Raw genomic sequence first — 15,123 nt, 5'->3', positions numbered from 1 at the left:
CTGATCGCATGACCATCACCGAAGACACCCGTCCCGCCCTGGGCCTGCCCCAGATCCAGTCGCTTGCCGCGGCCGACATGGCCGCCGTCGACGCCCTGATCCGGCGCCGGCTGTCCTCGGACGTCGTGCTGATCAACCAGATCGCCGACCACATCATTTCCGCCGGCGGCAAGCGCCTGCGCCCGATGCTGGTGATGCTGGCCGGCCACGCGGTCGGCCAGGCCGGCCCGGAGCACCACCAGCTGGCGGCGATCATCGAGTTCATCCACACCTCTACCCTGCTGCACGACGACGTGGTGGACGAGTCCAGCCTGCGGCGTGGCCGCAGCACCGCCAACGCGCTGTGGGGCAACGCGCCCAGCGTGCTGGTGGGCGACTTCCTGTACTCGCGCAGCTTCCAGCTGATGGTCGAGCTGGGGCGCATGCCGGTGATGCAGATCCTGGCCGATGCCACCAACCGCATCGCCGAGGGTGAAGTGCTGCAGCTGCTGCATGTGCACAACCCGGATACCGACGAAGCCGCCTACCTGCGCGTGATCGAGCGCAAGACCGCGGTGCTGTTCGCCGCCGGTACCCGCCTGGGCGCACTGGCCAGCGGCGTGGACGAAGCCACCCAGCAGGCCCTGTTCGACTACGGCATGCACCTGGGCTACGCGTTCCAGATCGCCGATGACGTGCTGGACTACTCGGCCAATGCCGAGGAACTGGGCAAGAACCTGGGCGACGACCTCGCCGAGGGCAAGGCCACGCTGCCGCTGATCCACGCGATGGCCCACTCCGACGACGCCACCCGCGAGCGCCTACGCACCATCGTGCAGGACGGCGACGCCTCGGCGATGCCGGAAGTGCTGGCCGCGATCCGCGTCACCGGCGGCCTGGAGTACAGCCGCCGCCGTGCCGAAGAGTACGCCGAAGCCGCCGAGCGTGCGCTCGACGGCCTGGGCGACAATGACGCCGTGGCTGCCCTGCGCGGCCTGGCCCGCTACGCGGTGCAGCGCTCGCATTGATGGAGGCGTGCCGACCAACGGTCGGCACCCACCAAACCGGCATTCCGGTGGGTGCCGACCGTTGGTCGGCACGCCGTTTATTACCGGAAGCGCTCCTCGAAGAACTCATCCAGCGCCTTCCATGCGCGCTTGGCCGCACGCTCGTTGTACTGGCAGCCCGGCGGACTGTTGGCATCGCGCTCGGCGAAGCAGTGCACGGCACCGCTGTAGTTGGTGAACTCCCAATCGACCTTGGCCGCGTCCATTTCCTTCTGGAAAGCGGCGATGTCCTCGGCGGTCACGCTCTTGTCATCGGCGCCATTGAGCACCAGCACGGACGGATGGGTGCCACCGGCCTGCGCCGGCAAGGGCGAACCCAACCCACCGTGCAGGCTGACCACAGCGGCCAGCGGCGCACCGGCGCGGGCCAGCTCCAGCACCGTGGTGCCACCGAAACAGAAACCGACCGCACCGATCCGGCTGGCATCCAGCGGCACCTTGCCGGCCTGCGCCTTGAGCACGTTCACCGCTTCCAGTGCACGCGCACGAAGCAGCGGCCGGTCATTGCGCAGCTTGCTGGCCACCGGCCCCGCCTCCGCATCACTCTTCGGCCGCACGTCCTTGCCATAGACATCGGCCACCAGCACCACGTAGTCATCACCGGCCAGCTGCTTGGCCTTCTCGATGGCCGACTCGTTCACACCCTTCCAGTTCGGCACCATCACCAGACCCGGGCGCTTGTCGTGCCCACCATCGTCATAGACCAGCACGCCACTGAAGGTCGTGCCCTGGTGCTTCCACTCCACCGGCTGCGTCTTCATCGCCGCCCAGGCCGGCATCGCCGCCAGCCCCAGCATCATCGCCACACCGCATCGCCAACGATTCATGCGCCTGCTCCGCAAGAAAAAGGGGACGGAGGGGATTAAGCCGTATTCGCCCCTCCCGCGTCGCATTCTGCATTGGCGGCGTGACGCAGGTGTGGTTGGATACGACTTAATCCCCTCCGTCCCCTTTTTTCGCATGAATCTTGTTGATCGCTTTCTGTCTGGCCTGATCCCGCGTTTGCCTGCCGAGGATGCCCAGCAGTGGGCACATGTCCAGGGCGCCAGCGCCGAGGACCTGCAGCGCCTGCGAGCGCAGTGGCCGCAGGTGCCGGACAGCCTGGTGGAACTCCTATCGCGCGTGGATGGCACCCACTACCGGGAGTACCCCGGCGGCAAGGTCTGCGTACTGATGCTGGGCTCGGACGTGGAGGACGGTGGCTACCCGTACTACCTGCGATCAGTCGCGCAGATCTTCGAGGACCAGCAGCAGTGGGACGACAGCATCCGTTCCATCTACGAAGAGTGGCTGGATGACGAGCCGGAGATCCTGGGTGAAGGCATCGACGGTGATCTGCCGATGAGCAGGCGCCTGTGCTTCTCGCACTGCATGAACAACGGCGGCACCTCGATGCTGTACCTGGATTTCGATCCGGCACCGGGTGGTACGGTCGGCCAGGTGGTGCGCTACCTGCACGATCCGGACAGCTACGCAGTCATTGCGCCGAGCTTCGATGCGTACCTGCAGCAGCTCATTGACGGCGGTTACGCGTTCATCGACGAAGACGAATGAAGGCCGCCGAGCGTGGGCTCGGCGCTACAGTAGAGCCACGCCATGCGTGGATGAATTTCCCCGCAGGTTGCCGGCCAGCGGCCGGCACTACCCACGCTCGATCCAGTGCAACGTGCCCGGCTCGAATGCCAGCAGATCCGACGCCGCCAGATGCGCGCGCGACCAGCGCCGTTCCGGCGGCTTCGGCTGCCGGGCACCCACCGAACCGTCATAGTCGCGCACCAGCAGGCCGATGCGCGCGGCCCCAGCCTGCAACAGCGCGTCGATACGCTGCAACCACTGGCCGGCATCGTCCAGGGCTTCATCGCGGCGTGCCTGCTGATCCTGTTCATGCCGCGCCAACTGCGCCGCCAACGCGCGCGCGATCTTCGCTTCGCTCCAGCCCTTCCTGCGCCAGCGTTCGGCATCATCGCCGTTCCACTCACGAACCGCCTGCGCCGAGGCCAGCGACGTGCCGCAATCGCAGTGCGCGGCACTCAGCCACGGCTGCCAATCCGGGCCCACCGCTGACTGCAGGCTGGGCGAATCCTGCGCAAACAGGCGCCGGCCACTGCGCTGCATGATCGCGGCGGCTTCAACGTGCGATAAGGATGCGGGCAGGAACAGGGTAATGAAGGTGCACATGCGGCTATCCGGGTCCGTCCGGGGATGCGCCCCATGGTAACTCGCCGGGGTCAGAGCCCTTTCCTGCGGAAAGGGATCCGACCCCGATCCGGCGGATCAGGCGATGCCCAACCCCGGAATCGCGCTGATGCTGTCCGGATCGAACCCAGCCAGTTCGGCGAAATGGCGTCCGCGCGCCACGTAATCGCGGTAGGCCCCGAAGCTCGGCGCACCCGGCGACAGCAGCACCACCCCGCCCTGTGCGCCCAGCGCCGTGCGCGCCAACGCCATCGCCTCGGCGAGATCGCCCGCAGCGTGCAGGCCAAAGCGGCCAGCATCGGCCAGCGGCTGCAGCATCGCGTGGATGCGCGGGCCGTTGCTGCCCATGGTCACGATCTCCACCGGCGGCACATCGTGCGCCATGTGCTGCATGAAGTCGGTCCAATCCAGGCCACGGTCGTGCCCGCCCACCAGCAGCGCGATGCGCTGCCCAGCAAAGCACTCCAGCGCGGCCAGGCTGGCATGCGGCGTGGTGCTGATCGAATCATTGACGTAGGTCAGGCCATCGGCCACGCCGATGCGCTGCAGGCGGTTCGGCAGCGGGCGGAAATCCTGCACTGACGGTGCCAGCGCCACGGCATCCAGGCCCAGCGCTTCCAGTGCAGCCAGCACCGCGCACAGATTGCCGCGGTTGTGGCGTCCCGGCAGCGGCGTGTTGCGGGTATCGAACACCGCCTGTTCGCCGCGATGCACGATGTCGCCCCGCATATGCCAGCCCTGCGGCTGGTTGAACCAGACCACCTCACTATCGGGCAGCGACAGTGCCGCCAGGTGCGGATCGGCCGCATTGAGCACGGCAATGCGCGGCGCGGCTTCCGTCACCAGCCGCAGCTTGTCTTCGATGTAACGCCGTTCGCTGCCGTGCCAGTCCAGGTGTTCCGGGAACAGGTTCAGCACCACTGCCACCTGCGGGTGGGCGCCACTGCGCGCCACTTCACCGGTCTGGTAGCTGGACAGCTCGACGGCCCAGTACTCGGGCGCCGGCTGCGGGTCCAGCACCTCCAGCAGCGGCAGGCCGATGTTGCCGACCAGTCCGGTGCGGTGGCCGGCCGCGCGCAACAGGTGCGCGACCAGCGCGGTGGTGGTGCTCTTGCCCTTGGTGCCGGTCACGCACACGGTGTCGTGCACGATGCCATCGTCAGCCGCATGCTCGGCGAACCACAGCGCAGTGCCGCCGATGAAGGTGGTGCCCTGCGCTGCCGCCGCCAGCGCGATCGGCTGATAGGGACTGATGCCGGGCGATTTGATCACCACGTTGAACGCGGCCAGCGCTTCAGCGGAAGGCTCGCCACGCACGTCCAGGGCGCCCTGTGTTTCCACGCGTGCGGCCCCGACTTCGGCCGCCGGGCAGAACAGGCTCAGCGGCAGCGTGGGCAGGCGCTCACGAAGTACCGCAAACGCGGCGCGGCCCTCGCGGCCCCAGCCCCACAGCGCGACGCGCTTTCCTTCAAGCTTCGAAATCTTCACGCACCCGGTCCCACAGCGCAGCCGGAACGCGGTGCTCGCCCTGCAGCTGCAGCAGCGGCGCCAGTTCCAGTTCGGCGGCATCCAGCTGCGGCTGGATTTCATTGCAGAAGCGCTTCACCAACACGTCTTCCTTCCATTCCGGGCGCTGGGCCAGGGTCGCCATCGCCGCACGAGATTCGCGGCCTTCGCCCACGCACTCGAACGGCTTGTGGTCCTGGAACTCCAGCAGCGCGTCGAAGCCAGCGGCCTGCTCGGCATCGTCCAGCAGGTTGCGGCCGAAGATGCGCACCAGGCGCGTCTTGGGCATGAACGGAGCCAGCGCCAGGAACACGAAATGGCACTTCGGGCAGACGCCGCACCAGCGGTTCACCGGGCGCTCGCCAAGAATGTGGAAATTGCGGTTGCAGCTGGAGAAGTGCGCGTCGTAGAAATCGGTCTTGGCGAACTGGCGGGCCACCGCCAGCTCGGACAACGGGCGCAGCAGCGAGTAGTACTGCAGGTCCGCCACAACGTGCGCCTGTACATGGCTGCCGAAGGCCTGTTCAAACACCCAGCCCTTGGACCACTGGTGGTTCACTTCGCCGGTGCCTGGAATCTGGCTGCCGTAGCTGGCCGAACGCTCGTTGGAGAACACCACCTGGTCCACGCCCTGCAGCAACGCGGCCAGCACCATGATTGCCGAGTTCACCGCAGTGACCGGGATGTGGCCGTTCCAGGCGCCCTGGCGGTTGAGCTCGAACAGTTCCGGCGCCAGCGCACGGCCCAGGTTCAGTGTCGGCAGGCCGGTGCGCTCGGCACAGGCGCGGATCAGCTGCGAGCCACCGATCCAGGTCACCGTTTCGTCCACGCCGGCACGGCGCAGCGCTTCGATGCTGACCAGCGAATCCTTGCCGCCGCCGATGGCCACCAGTGCGTGCGGCTGCAGGCCCAGCGCCGGCGCCTGCACGGCCTCGCCCTGCACCGGCAACCGGAAGCGGCCGCGCAGGTTCAGGCCGTTACGGTAGGCGAATTCGCCCAGGCCATTGAGGTAAATGGTCTCCACCAGTGCGGCGGTATCGGCATCGATGCTGTAACTGTCGATGCTGACCGTATCCGGTACGCCGGCCTTGTAGTAGCTGACGCCGGCGATCAGGTGCAGCAGCTGCAGCGCACGCTGCACGGCAGCGGCGCGCGCCTCGTCCAGCACGAACGGGGCACCCGGCACGGTGATGGTCTCCACCATCTCCGGGCCGTCGTCGAAGGCGTAGACCAGCCGGGCCACGCCGGTATCCGCTGCGAAGTCGCAGCGGACGAAGCGGAAGCGGGAAACCTGGTGTTTGTCGAAAGCAGTCATGGTGTATCCGGTCAGGCACGGGCCCGCTCGAGGGCGCGGGGCGTGTCGGTGGGCGGGTGCAGGGCGCGGGCGGTGGTCATTCGATCACGTCTTCGCGCGGCAGCATCCGCTGGTTGTAGGTGTTGGCCATCACATAGCCGTAGGCACCGGCATCGGCGATCAGCATCACGTCGTCCGGCGCGGTCGACACCGGCAGCTTGCGGCGCTTGCCGAACACATCGCTGGATTCGCAGATCGGCCCGACCACATCGAACGCCGCTTCGGCATAACCGCCCTGGCGGCTGAGATTCTCGATGTCATGCCAGGCGTCGTACAGCGCCGGGCGCATCAGTGCGTTCATGCCGGCGTCCAGGCCGACACGGCGCACGCCGTCCTTTTCCACCACCTGGGTGGCATGGGTCAGCAGCACGCCCGATTCGGCCACCAGGTAGCGGCCCGGCTCGATCGCCAGGCGGAATGCCGGGTGCAGTGCCTTGACCTCGGCCAGGCCCTCGGCCCAGGCGTCCAGGTCGAAGGGTTCGTCTTCGTCGCTGTACGGAATCGGCAGGCCACCACCGATATCGATGGTCTGTACGCTGCCGATGCGGCGAGCGAAACCGGCCAGCTCATCGCACATCAGCCGCCAGTGCTGCGCGGTTTCCACGCCGCTGCCCAGGTGCGCATGCAGGCCCACCACGCGGCTGCCCAGTTCGGTGGCCGCGCGCACGAACTCGTCGACGCGAGCGATCGGCAGGCCGAACTTGGACTCCTTGCCACCGGTACGGACCTTGGCGTGGTGGCCCTCGCCCCGGCCCAGATCGACGCGCAGCCACAGCTCGCGGTTGCGGAACAGGTCCGGCCAGCGCTGCAGCGCTTCCACGTTGTCGACGGTCACAGTCACGCCCAGCGCGAACGCCGCCTCGTACTCGCTGCGCGGGCAGAAGCTGGGGGTGAACAGCACGCGCTTGGGCGACAGTTCCGGCAGGTGCTGGAACACATGCTTCAGCTCACCGTGCGACACGCACTCCAGGCCGAAGCCCTCCGCTTCCAGCAGTTGCAGGATGGCCGGGTGGCTGTTGGCCTTGATCGCGTAGTAACGCTGGTCGATCGGCTTGATCGCGGCCAGCGCACGGGCGCGGGCACGCACCGTCGGCAGGTGGTAGACGTAGCGCGGCGTACCAGCATCGGCCAGCTGCAGCAGGTGCGCACGCTGGCCACGCCACCACGGCGTGCCGCGCGGGCGCACGGTGCCGGCAATCTCGCGCCAGCGCGGGCCGAACACTTCGGTCTCTTCCACCGGCATCGCGCCGCTGTCGATCAGCTCTGCGTGCAGCATCGGCAGCAGGCCATCGGCATCGGCCTCGTCGATGACGAAGGTCAGGTTCAGGTCGTTGGACGACTGCGAGATCATGTGTACGCGCTCGCGGCCGAAGGTCGCCCACACGTCCGACAGCTTGTGCAGCAGCGACCGCATGCCGCGGCCCACTAGGGTGATCGCCGCGCACGGCACGATCACCTTCACCTTGCAGATCTGCGACAGGTCGGCCGACAGCGCGGCCAGCACATCGGTGTTGACCAGGTTCTCGGACGGGTCCAGCGACACGGTGACGTTGGTCTCGGCCGAACCGATCAGGTCCACCGACAGGCCGTGCTTCTTGAACAGGTTGAACACATCGGCCAGGAAGCCGACCTGCTGCCACATGCCGATGCCTTCCATCGACACCAGCACGATGCCATTGCGGCGGCTGATCGCCTTCACCCCCGGCACCGGTGCGGCGCTGCCATCGATGCTGGTGCCCGGCAGTTCCGGGCGCTCGGTATCGAGGATGGCCATCGGCACGCCGGCATCGCGGCACGGCTTGATCGAGCGCGGGTGCAGCACCTTGGCGCCGGTGGTGGCGATTTCCTGCGCTTCGTAATAGTCCAGGCGGGTCAGCAGGCGTGCGTCGGGCACGTCCTTCGGATTGGCGCTGAACATGCCCGGCACATCGGTCCAGATCTCCACCCGGCTGGCGCCGAGCAGCGCACCGAAGTACGCCGCCGAGGTATCCGAGCCACCACGGCCGAGGATGGCGGTACCGCCATCGGCATGCCGCGAAATGAAGCCCTGGGTGATCAGCAGGCGGGTCGGCTGCGCGCGGAAGCGCTGCATCCACTCCGCGTCGGCGCGCCACTGGCAGTTCACCGACAGCCGCTGCGACCAGTCGCTCTGGTTCGGCTGCGGCGGCATCGCGTCCAGCCACTGGCGGGCGTCCATCCAGCCCATGTCCAGGCCCGAGGCGCGCAGATAGGCCGCGCCCAGGGTGGAGGACAGCAGCTCGCCCTGGCCCAGCACTTCGGCCTGCCAATCCAGCGGACGGGTAGCCGCCCGCGCATCGTCGAGCAGGCCCTGCAGCGCCGCCAGCCGTTCGGCCAACACCTCGCGGCCCAGGCCGAGTTCGGCCAGGAAGCCCTCATGGCGCTCGACAAGCGCTGCCACGCGATCACCGCTGTCCGGCGCGCCGTCGGCAATCGCGGTCAGTTCGTTGGTGACCCCGGACAGCGCCGATACCACCACCAGCACGCGCGATCCGGTCTCTTCCGCGCGTTTTTTCGCCAGCTTCCCGATCGTGTCCCAGCGGTGACGACGCGACACCGAAGTGCCGCCGAACTTCAGTACGATCCAACGATCGACAAGGGGGGAAGCTGACATGGATTGGCTATGTAGAATGTGGGGAAGCCGCCCTCGGGGGCGGAACCTTTGATTCTAAGCGCAATATCCCCGTAGATGGCCGTCCTCCGTTACCTGCAGCTCGACGTCTTCGCCCCCCGCCCCGGAACCGGCAATCCACTGGGCGCCATCCTGGACGCCGACGCGCTCTCCAGCAGCCAGATGCAGGCCCTGGCCGCCTGGCTGAACCTGTCCGAGACGGTGTTCTTCCTGCGCCCCACCGCGCCCGGCGCCGACTACCACATCCGCATCTTCACCCCGACCCGTGAGCTGGCCTTCGCCGGCCACCCCAGCGTCGGCGCCGCCTGGGCGGCGGTGACCTGCGGCCTGGCCCAACCGCGCGACGGCGCCCTGCTGCAGCAATGCGCGGCAGGGGTGCTGCCAGTACGGGTGAGCGGCCCGGCCGAGGCACTGGAGATCCAGCTGGCCAGCCCGCCGGCACGGCAACTGGACACGGAGGCAGACGGAGCGCCCGCCGCGCTGTTGGCGCTCGCTGCCGACGGGCAGGTGCCCGAACTCTGGGACAACGGCGCACGCTGGTGGCTGCTGCCACTGCGCGATGCCGCCGCCGTTCGCGAGCTGGCACCGGACATGGCCGCGCTGGCCGACTGGAACCTCGCCACCGACGCTACAGGCCTGGCCGTCTTCGCCGATGAAGCCGGCACCGGCCACACCCGCGTGGTGCGTGCCTTCTGCCCCGCTGATGCGCCCGCCGTGCCCGAGGATCCCGTGACCGGCAGTGCCAATGCACTGATCGGCGCCTGGCTGCGGCAGCGCAATGCCCTGCCCGGCCGCGAGGGCCGCTACGTGGCCAGCCAGGGCCGCGAAGTCGGTCGCGATGGTCGCGTGCAGGTACAGGTCGATGCGCAGGGCACGGTGTGGATCGGCGGCCAGGTGCAGCCGGTCATCGACGGCCAGATCCGTTGGCTGTAGAGCCGAGCGTAGGCTCGGCGCTGCAGCGGCGCGTTAAGCTGCGCGCCACCCGATCATGGAGTTTCGCCCCGATGACCACCCGCCGTTTCCTGCAGCTGGATGTGTTCTCCCCGCGCGCCGGCGCTGGCAACCCGCTGGCCGTGGTACTCGATGCCGAAGGCCTGGACGACGCCAGCATGCAGGCCATCGCACGCTGGACGCGCCTGCCCGAGACCACCTTCGTGTTCCCGCCCCAGGCCGCCGGTGTCAGCTACCGGCTGCGCATGTTCAGCCCGCAGAAGGAAGTGCCGTTCGCCGGCCACCCCAGCGTCGGCACGGCGCATGCAGTACTGCAGGCAGGCCTGGCCACACCGATCGATGGCGTGCTGGTGCAGGACGGCATTGCCGGCGCCCTGCCGCTGCGCGTCAGCGGTGAGGGCGCGCAGCAGCGCATCGCCATCCGCACCCCGCGCGCGCAGTTGGCGGAGACCGCTGAAGCCACCGATCCGCGCCTGCGGGCAGCACTGAAGGACTGGCCACTGGGCTCGCTGCCGCCGGCGCGCATGCAGGGCGGACGCAGCTGGTGGGTGGTGCAGGTGGCCGATGAAGCAGCACTACGCGCGCTGCGCCCTGACTGGAACGCGGTGGCTGCGCTGGCCGAGTCCACCGACAGCATGGGCGTGTTCGCCTATGCCTTCAGCGATGGCAGTGAGGGATTCGATCTGGCCGTGCGCGCTTTCGTCGGCAATGGTCGGCGCTTCGAGGACGCCGCCTCGGGGCCGCCAATGCAGTGCTGGCCGCGTGGCTGGACCTGCGCGACGCGCTGCCACGTGGCCGTGCGCCGTTCGAAGTCAGCCAAGGCCGCGAAGTCGGCCACGATGCGCGCCTGACCCTGCGGGTCGACGAGGACGGCGAGGTCTGGTCGGGCGGCCAGGTGCAGACGGTGATCACCGGCACCCTTGATTGGTAAAGGGATACTGTAGAGCCGAGCCCTCGCTCGGCTGCTCCTCGGCCAGATCACGGGACCTGCAGAAGCCGAGCATGGGCTCGGCTCTACAGATGCGCCGGCTCAGCCCAGTTCGGCTTCCAGGCTGATCGGCACCGCGCTCAGCGCCTTGGATACCGGGCAGTTCTGCTTGGCGTCATCGGCAATGGCACGGAACTGCGTCGCATCGATGCCGGGCACCACCGCCCCGACCTTCAGGCGGATCTGCGACAGCTGCGGACCGCCTTCCAGCGACAGGTCGACCTTGGCTTCGGTGTCCAGCGAGGTCGGGGTGAAGCCTGCTTCGCCGAGCTTGGCCGACAGCGCCATGGTGAAACAACCCGCGTGCGCGGCGGCGATCAGCTCTTCCGGATTGGTGCCCTTTTCGTCGCCGAAGCGGCTGTTGAAACCGTAGCGGGTCTTCTCCAGCAGCCCACTCTGCGGCGTGCTCAACTGGCCCTTGCCCGTCTTCAGATCGCCTTCCCAGTGCGCGGTGGCGTGTCGCGAGATTCCCATTGTGCTGCTCCTGCGTGGCGGTGATGAACGGCTACCCTCGCACGCCACGCGTTAGCCCTGCGTCGCTCCGCCGCACGCCGGACGTCGTCCCCGAGCCCGGCGAGTGGACACTTCCTCGCCAGCCCGGAACGCATTTTCCTCTTGTTTTCAGTGGTTTCGCGCACCCCACCGATCGGCGGGCGCCGGCGATCGAACACGCTGGCGTGCCCCCATCCCCACCGCCGACCATGTACTGAATCGGCCTGGATATGAAAAAACATGCACTTTCCGCGCTTCGGGCTATTGGCGGCGCCCAAGAGTTGCCCTACATTGCGCTTGCCGACGGGGTTCGGCGCCGACCAAACAACCAACCGTTCACGGAACAGGAAACCATGGCAAAGACCGCTAAGAAGGCTGCCCCGAAGAAGGCAGCGAAGAAAGTCGCGACGAAGGCAGCCGCCAAGCCGGCCGCTCCGAAGCCGATCAAGGAAGTGCTGACCAAGTCCGGCCTGGTTGCACACATCGCTGAAGCCTCCGGCGTCATCGCCAAGGACGTCCGCGCTGTGCTGGCCTCGCTGGAAAGCGCCGTCGCCTCCTCGGTGCACAAGAAGGGCGCTGGCTCCTTCACCCTGCCGGGCCTGCTGAAGATCACCACCGTCAATGTGCCGGCCAAGCCGAAGCGCAAGGGCATCAACCCGTTCACCAAGGAAGAGCAGTGGTTCGCCGCCAAGCCGGCCACCACCAAGCTGAAGGTGCGTCCGCTGAAGAAGCTGAAGGACGCCGCGCTGTAAGCGCGCGCCCCAACGTGGATTCCGACGGGACGGCTCTGGTCGTCCCGTTTTTTTTGCGTGCCCGGCGGTAGATCCACGCCATGCGTGGATGCGTCGCGCTGCGGCAATCCGCAACACAGCGTTGCCGCCTCCCCGGCAATGCCCGTACAGGCCCGTCGCCACTGGCCGAGCGCGGCTTGGGCAGGTGCTGGAACGTACCGGGTGGAACACTGCGTGCAGCGCCGGCCGTCGCCTCAGGCCGTGGCCTTGCCTATGGTGGGCACATCCTCCACAGCTACGGCGAGCACACCCTCATGGCCAGCCCCTCCACCCGCTACCGGATCTCGGTGACCCCCATCGAAAAGGACGGGCTGCAGTGCACAGGGCGCTGCACCATCGAACTGGAGCATCGCGCCAGCCGCGACCTGATGCGCCTGCTGGAGGCGGCCCCGCGTACCGCCGGTATCAGCGGCGACGAGCGTGCGACCCTGGTGATCGCCACCCAGCTGCTGCGCGATATCGTGCAGCGCCATGCCGAGACCGGCGGCCACGCACTGGCGGCCATCGCCGACCAGGTCCTGCCAGCGCTGGACGCTCTGGATCAGCTGCCCTCCTCCCGCTGATCCCGGCGCAATCGCTACACTGCCGCCCTCCAGGTTGCCTCGCGGAGGAGGCAGACATGCGCAGGAACCTGTTGCTGATCGCACCCTTGGTGCTGCTGGGCTGTTCACGCCCGGCAGCACAGACGACCGGCGACATCGCGGCAGCGTCCGCTCCCGTCGCTGCCACCGCAGCCGCGGACACTCGCACCGGCCCCGATCCCGCAGCAGTGCAGGCAAGTGAAATGCCGGTGCTGTCTGCTGTCGCCGACGGTGCCGAGCCGCCATCGACGATGCTCAACCGCTACATAGCGGCGTTGCTCAACCGCGACCGCGCCGCCAGCGATGCCGCCTGGACGATCCCGCCCAGCGACCCGCGGCATGCGGACGACGCCGCGCTGCGGCAGCTGCAGGACCTGCGCACCCTGCGCCTGCACAGCGATCCCCCGCTCGCCCGCGACGATCGGCAGCCACCGCAGCTGCTTGAAGTGCCGGTGCAGATCCGCGCGGTCACCGCCAACGGTACGTTCCGCTTCGGTGGCTGGTACCGCGTGCAACCCAGCAGCGATGGCAGCGCCTGGCAGATCCAGTCGGCGCAACTGCGTCCGATGCTGGACTGAACCGTTACAGCCGCATGCACGCGCGATTCAGCCTGCACGGCTACTCTTTGATCCATCCATTCCCTGCCATCGGTCACCGCCATGCGCCTGCGTTCCCTGATGACCCGCCTCGCTGCCTCCACCGTACTGATCGCCGCTGCGATCGGCGCGCAGGCGGCTCCCTCCATTTCCGGCCGCGAACTGTCGGTGGGTGCCAGCGACGTGCAGCAGTACCTCGATGGCAGCTTCCCGCGCACCCAGGACGCCCTTGGCGGCCTGATCTCCCTGACCATGAGCCACCCTCAGCTGAGCCTTCCGGCCGGCGAGCGCCTGAACCTTGGCATGGACGTGGCACTGGCCACCGCCGGCGGCAACCCGGCCAAACTGGGTACGGTGAAGCTCAGCAGCGGCCTGCGCTACGACGCGCAGACCCAGGGCTTCCACCTGCAGCAGCCCAGCGTGGATGACTTCACCCCGGCCAACCAGGGCGGCCGCCTCGACTCACGCACCCGCGGCCTGCTCAATGCCTGGCTGAGCGACTACGCCCAGCGCGAACCGATCTACAAGCTGGACCCGGCCGTGGCCGGGTGCTCGGCGCGCTGCAGGTGCAGGCGGCACAGGTCAAGAACGGCAAGCTGGTGGTCACCTTCAACCAGAACCTGGGCAACCTGGTGCCGGCAGGCCTGCTGGGCAAATAAGGTAGTGCCGGCCGGGGGCCGGCACTACCGGCAAGGCATCACGCGGCGAGTGCCTTGACCACCGCCTCGCTGAAAGCAGGAATGTCATCCGGCTTGCGGCTGGTGATCACGTTGCCGTCGACCACGACCTCGGCATCGCGCCAGTTCGCGCCCGCGTTGGCCAGGTCCTGCTGAAGGGAGGGCCAGGAGGTCAGCTCGCGGCCATCTGCCAGCCCGCTGTTGATCAGCAGCCACGGACCATGGCAGATCGCCGCGACGGGCTTGCCGGCTTCATCCACTGAGCGGATGAAGCTGAGCACCGCGTCGTCGGTGCGCAGTGTGTCCGGATTGATGACGCCCCCTGGCAGCACCAGGGCATCAAAGCCCGCCGGATCCGCCTCGTCCAGCGGAATGTCGACCGCGACGGCGTCGCCCCAGTTCTTCTCTTTCCAGCCCTTGATGGTCGCCTCCTTTGCGGGCGACACCACGCTGACCCGCGCACCTTCCGCTTCCAGCAGCCGTTTGGGCTCGGTCAATTCGGACTGTTCAAAGCCGTGGGTCGCGAGGATTGCGATCTGTTTGCCCTTCAATCGCTCTGCCATGGGTGCACTCCAGTTGGGGGAGTGCACAGCGTGGACGAACGGCCCTTGCACGGCGGTGACCCTGCTGTGCACGGCAGGTGGAGAGGACCCGTGCCGGCCAGCGGCCGGCACTACCGGAAGGATCAACGCTTGGGCTGCAGCATGGTGCCGGTGCACTTGGGCGAGCCGCAGCGGCATTCCCAGATCTTCTTCAGCTTGGCGGTGTGGCGCTCGGCCAGCGTGATGCCGTAGTTGTAGGTCAGCTCTTCGCCAGCCTTGATATCGCGCAGCGCCTCGATGAACACCTTGTCGCCACGGCTGTCGCCGTCCTCATCCTCCTCGATCACCGCCTCGCAGTTCGGGTCGCAGCTGTGGTTGATCCAGCGCGCATCGTTGCCCTTGTAGTTGGCATCGATCACCCAGTCGTCATTGAGGGTGAACAGGAAGGTATGGCCGCTTTCGACGTCGCCGCTGTCATCGGCATCAACGTCGCCATGGCTGCGCAGCAGGCCCTTGTACTGGATCACGCGCTCGCCCTGCTTGATCGGGGCGACGGCGAACACGCCGTTGCCATGGATGGCGGACTTGCGGGCTTGGATCTTCTTCGGCATCGGCACGGGCTGTTTGCAGCGGATGGAACAGGGATTCTCGCCCATTCCGGGTGATTGCGAAAATCACCCGGTTGGCGCAGCATGGTGCCCCCGGCAGCGCCCGCTGGCAAAGCCTCCCGGCCCGGCCCCAGCGCCGGCTGAA

At 67.8% G+C, this 15,123-nt stretch carries 14 protein-coding genes and 2 pseudogenes; 8 read left to right on the top strand and 8 right to left on the bottom strand.

Annotated elements, in window-relative coordinates; genetic code table 11:
- Positions 1 to 8 precede the first annotated feature (8 nt).
- Positions 9 to 1,007, top strand: coding sequence for a polyprenyl synthetase family protein (locus DL544_RS05085; RefSeq protein WP_139726801.1), 999 nt, complete (start codon positions 9 to 11; stop codon positions 1,005 to 1,007).
- Positions 1,008 to 1,087: 80 nt separating this feature from the next.
- Here the strand turns inward: DL544_RS05085 and DL544_RS05080 are convergent, their stop codons facing one another.
- Positions 1,088 to 1,873, bottom strand: a complete 786-nt coding sequence (locus DL544_RS05080) for a dienelactone hydrolase family protein (RefSeq protein ID WP_065177912.1) — start codon at positions 1,871 to 1,873, stop codon at positions 1,088 to 1,090.
- 133 nt (positions 1,874 to 2,006) lie between these two features.
- Between DL544_RS05080 and DL544_RS05075 the strand changes: the two genes are divergently transcribed.
- On the top strand, positions 2,007 to 2,600 hold the full coding sequence (locus tag DL544_RS05075) for an SMI1/KNR4 family protein (protein ID WP_139726800.1): 594 nt from the start codon (positions 2,007 to 2,009) through the stop codon (positions 2,598 to 2,600).
- 87 nt (positions 2,601 to 2,687) lie between these two features.
- On the opposite strand, the gene DL544_RS05070 is transcribed toward DL544_RS05075, so the two are convergent.
- From DL544_RS05070 to DL544_RS05055, 4 genes are all read right to left on the bottom strand, one after another.
- The gene (locus tag DL544_RS05070; protein ID WP_065177914.1) at positions 2,688 to 3,224 is read right to left on the bottom strand and encodes a hypothetical protein; all 537 of its coding nucleotides are present in this window, start codon (positions 3,222 to 3,224) and stop codon (positions 2,688 to 2,690) included.
- 96 nt (positions 3,225 to 3,320) lie between these two features.
- Complete coding sequence (gene murD, locus DL544_RS05065; protein ID WP_139726799.1) at positions 3,321 to 4,730, bottom strand: UDP-N-acetylmuramoyl-L-alanine--D-glutamate ligase; 1,410 nt, start codon at positions 4,728 to 4,730, stop codon at positions 3,321 to 3,323.
- The gene (gene murL / locus DL544_RS05060) at positions 4,711 to 6,063 is read right to left on the bottom strand and encodes a UDP-N-acetyl-alpha-D-muramoyl-L-alanyl-L-glutamate epimerase (RefSeq protein WP_139726798.1); all 1,353 of its coding nucleotides are present in this window, start codon (positions 6,061 to 6,063) and stop codon (positions 4,711 to 4,713) included. Before murL ends, murD begins: the two co-directional genes overlap by 20 nt.
- A gap of 76 nt (positions 6,064 to 6,139) precedes the next feature.
- Positions 6,140 to 8,734, bottom strand: coding sequence for a bifunctional aspartate kinase/diaminopimelate decarboxylase (locus DL544_RS05055; RefSeq protein ID WP_139726797.1), 2,595 nt, complete (start codon positions 8,732 to 8,734; stop codon positions 6,140 to 6,142).
- 75 nt (positions 8,735 to 8,809) lie between these two features.
- Here DL544_RS05055 and DL544_RS05050 point away from each other — a divergent pair, with 75 nt between their 5' ends.
- Positions 8,810 to 9,685: a PhzF family phenazine biosynthesis protein gene (locus tag DL544_RS05050; protein ID WP_139726796.1), complete on the top strand. Its 876-nt coding sequence runs from the start codon at positions 8,810 to 8,812 to the stop codon at positions 9,683 to 9,685.
- A 71-nt stretch (positions 9,686 to 9,756) separates the two neighbouring features.
- Positions 9,757 to 10,634 (top strand): annotated as a pseudogene (locus DL544_RS05045) (PhzF family phenazine biosynthesis protein).
- A gap of 99 nt (positions 10,635 to 10,733) precedes the next feature.
- Here the strand turns inward: DL544_RS05045 and DL544_RS05040 are convergent.
- On the bottom strand, positions 10,734 to 11,165 hold the full coding sequence (locus DL544_RS05040) for an OsmC family protein (protein ID WP_139726795.1): 432 nt from the start codon (positions 11,163 to 11,165) through the stop codon (positions 10,734 to 10,736).
- 371 nt (positions 11,166 to 11,536) lie between these two features.
- Between DL544_RS05040 and DL544_RS05035 the strand changes: the two genes are divergently transcribed.
- The 4 genes and pseudogenes from DL544_RS05035 (at position 11,537) to DL544_RS05020 (ending at position 13,810) form a co-directional block, all read left to right on the top strand.
- Positions 11,537 to 11,935, top strand: coding sequence for an HU family DNA-binding protein (locus tag DL544_RS05035; RefSeq protein ID WP_005415606.1), 399 nt, complete (start codon positions 11,537 to 11,539; stop codon positions 11,933 to 11,935).
- A gap of 293 nt (positions 11,936 to 12,228) precedes the next feature.
- Positions 12,229 to 12,537, top strand: a complete 309-nt coding sequence (locus DL544_RS05030) for a DUF3861 family protein (RefSeq protein ID WP_065177921.1) — start codon at positions 12,229 to 12,231, stop codon at positions 12,535 to 12,537.
- 56 nt (positions 12,538 to 12,593) lie between these two features.
- Positions 12,594 to 13,133, top strand: coding sequence for a hypothetical protein (locus DL544_RS05025; protein WP_139726794.1), 540 nt, complete (start codon positions 12,594 to 12,596; stop codon positions 13,131 to 13,133).
- Between the two features lie 81 nt (positions 13,134 to 13,214).
- Positions 13,215 to 13,810 (top strand): annotated as a pseudogene (locus DL544_RS05020) (YceB family lipoprotein).
- Positions 13,811 to 13,848: 38 nt separating this feature from the next.
- On the opposite strand, the gene DL544_RS05015 reads toward DL544_RS05020, so the two are convergent.
- Together DL544_RS05015 and DL544_RS05010 are read right to left on the bottom strand one after the other, a co-directional pair.
- Complete coding sequence (locus DL544_RS05015; protein ID WP_005415602.1) at positions 13,849 to 14,391, bottom strand: type 1 glutamine amidotransferase domain-containing protein; 543 nt, start codon at positions 14,389 to 14,391, stop codon at positions 13,849 to 13,851.
- 122 nt (positions 14,392 to 14,513) lie between these two features.
- Positions 14,514 to 14,981, bottom strand: a complete 468-nt coding sequence (locus tag DL544_RS05010; RefSeq protein WP_012479369.1) for an SET domain-containing protein — start codon at positions 14,979 to 14,981, stop codon at positions 14,514 to 14,516.
- Between the last annotated feature and the right edge of the window lie 142 nt (positions 14,982 to 15,123).

It is taken from the genome of Stenotrophomonas sp. pho (assembly GCF_006228405.1).
In the GTDB taxonomy this organism is placed as follows: domain Bacteria; phylum Pseudomonadota; class Gammaproteobacteria; order Xanthomonadales; family Xanthomonadaceae; genus Stenotrophomonas; species Stenotrophomonas sepilia.
This window is presented reverse-complemented; position numbering and strand designations above follow the sequence as displayed.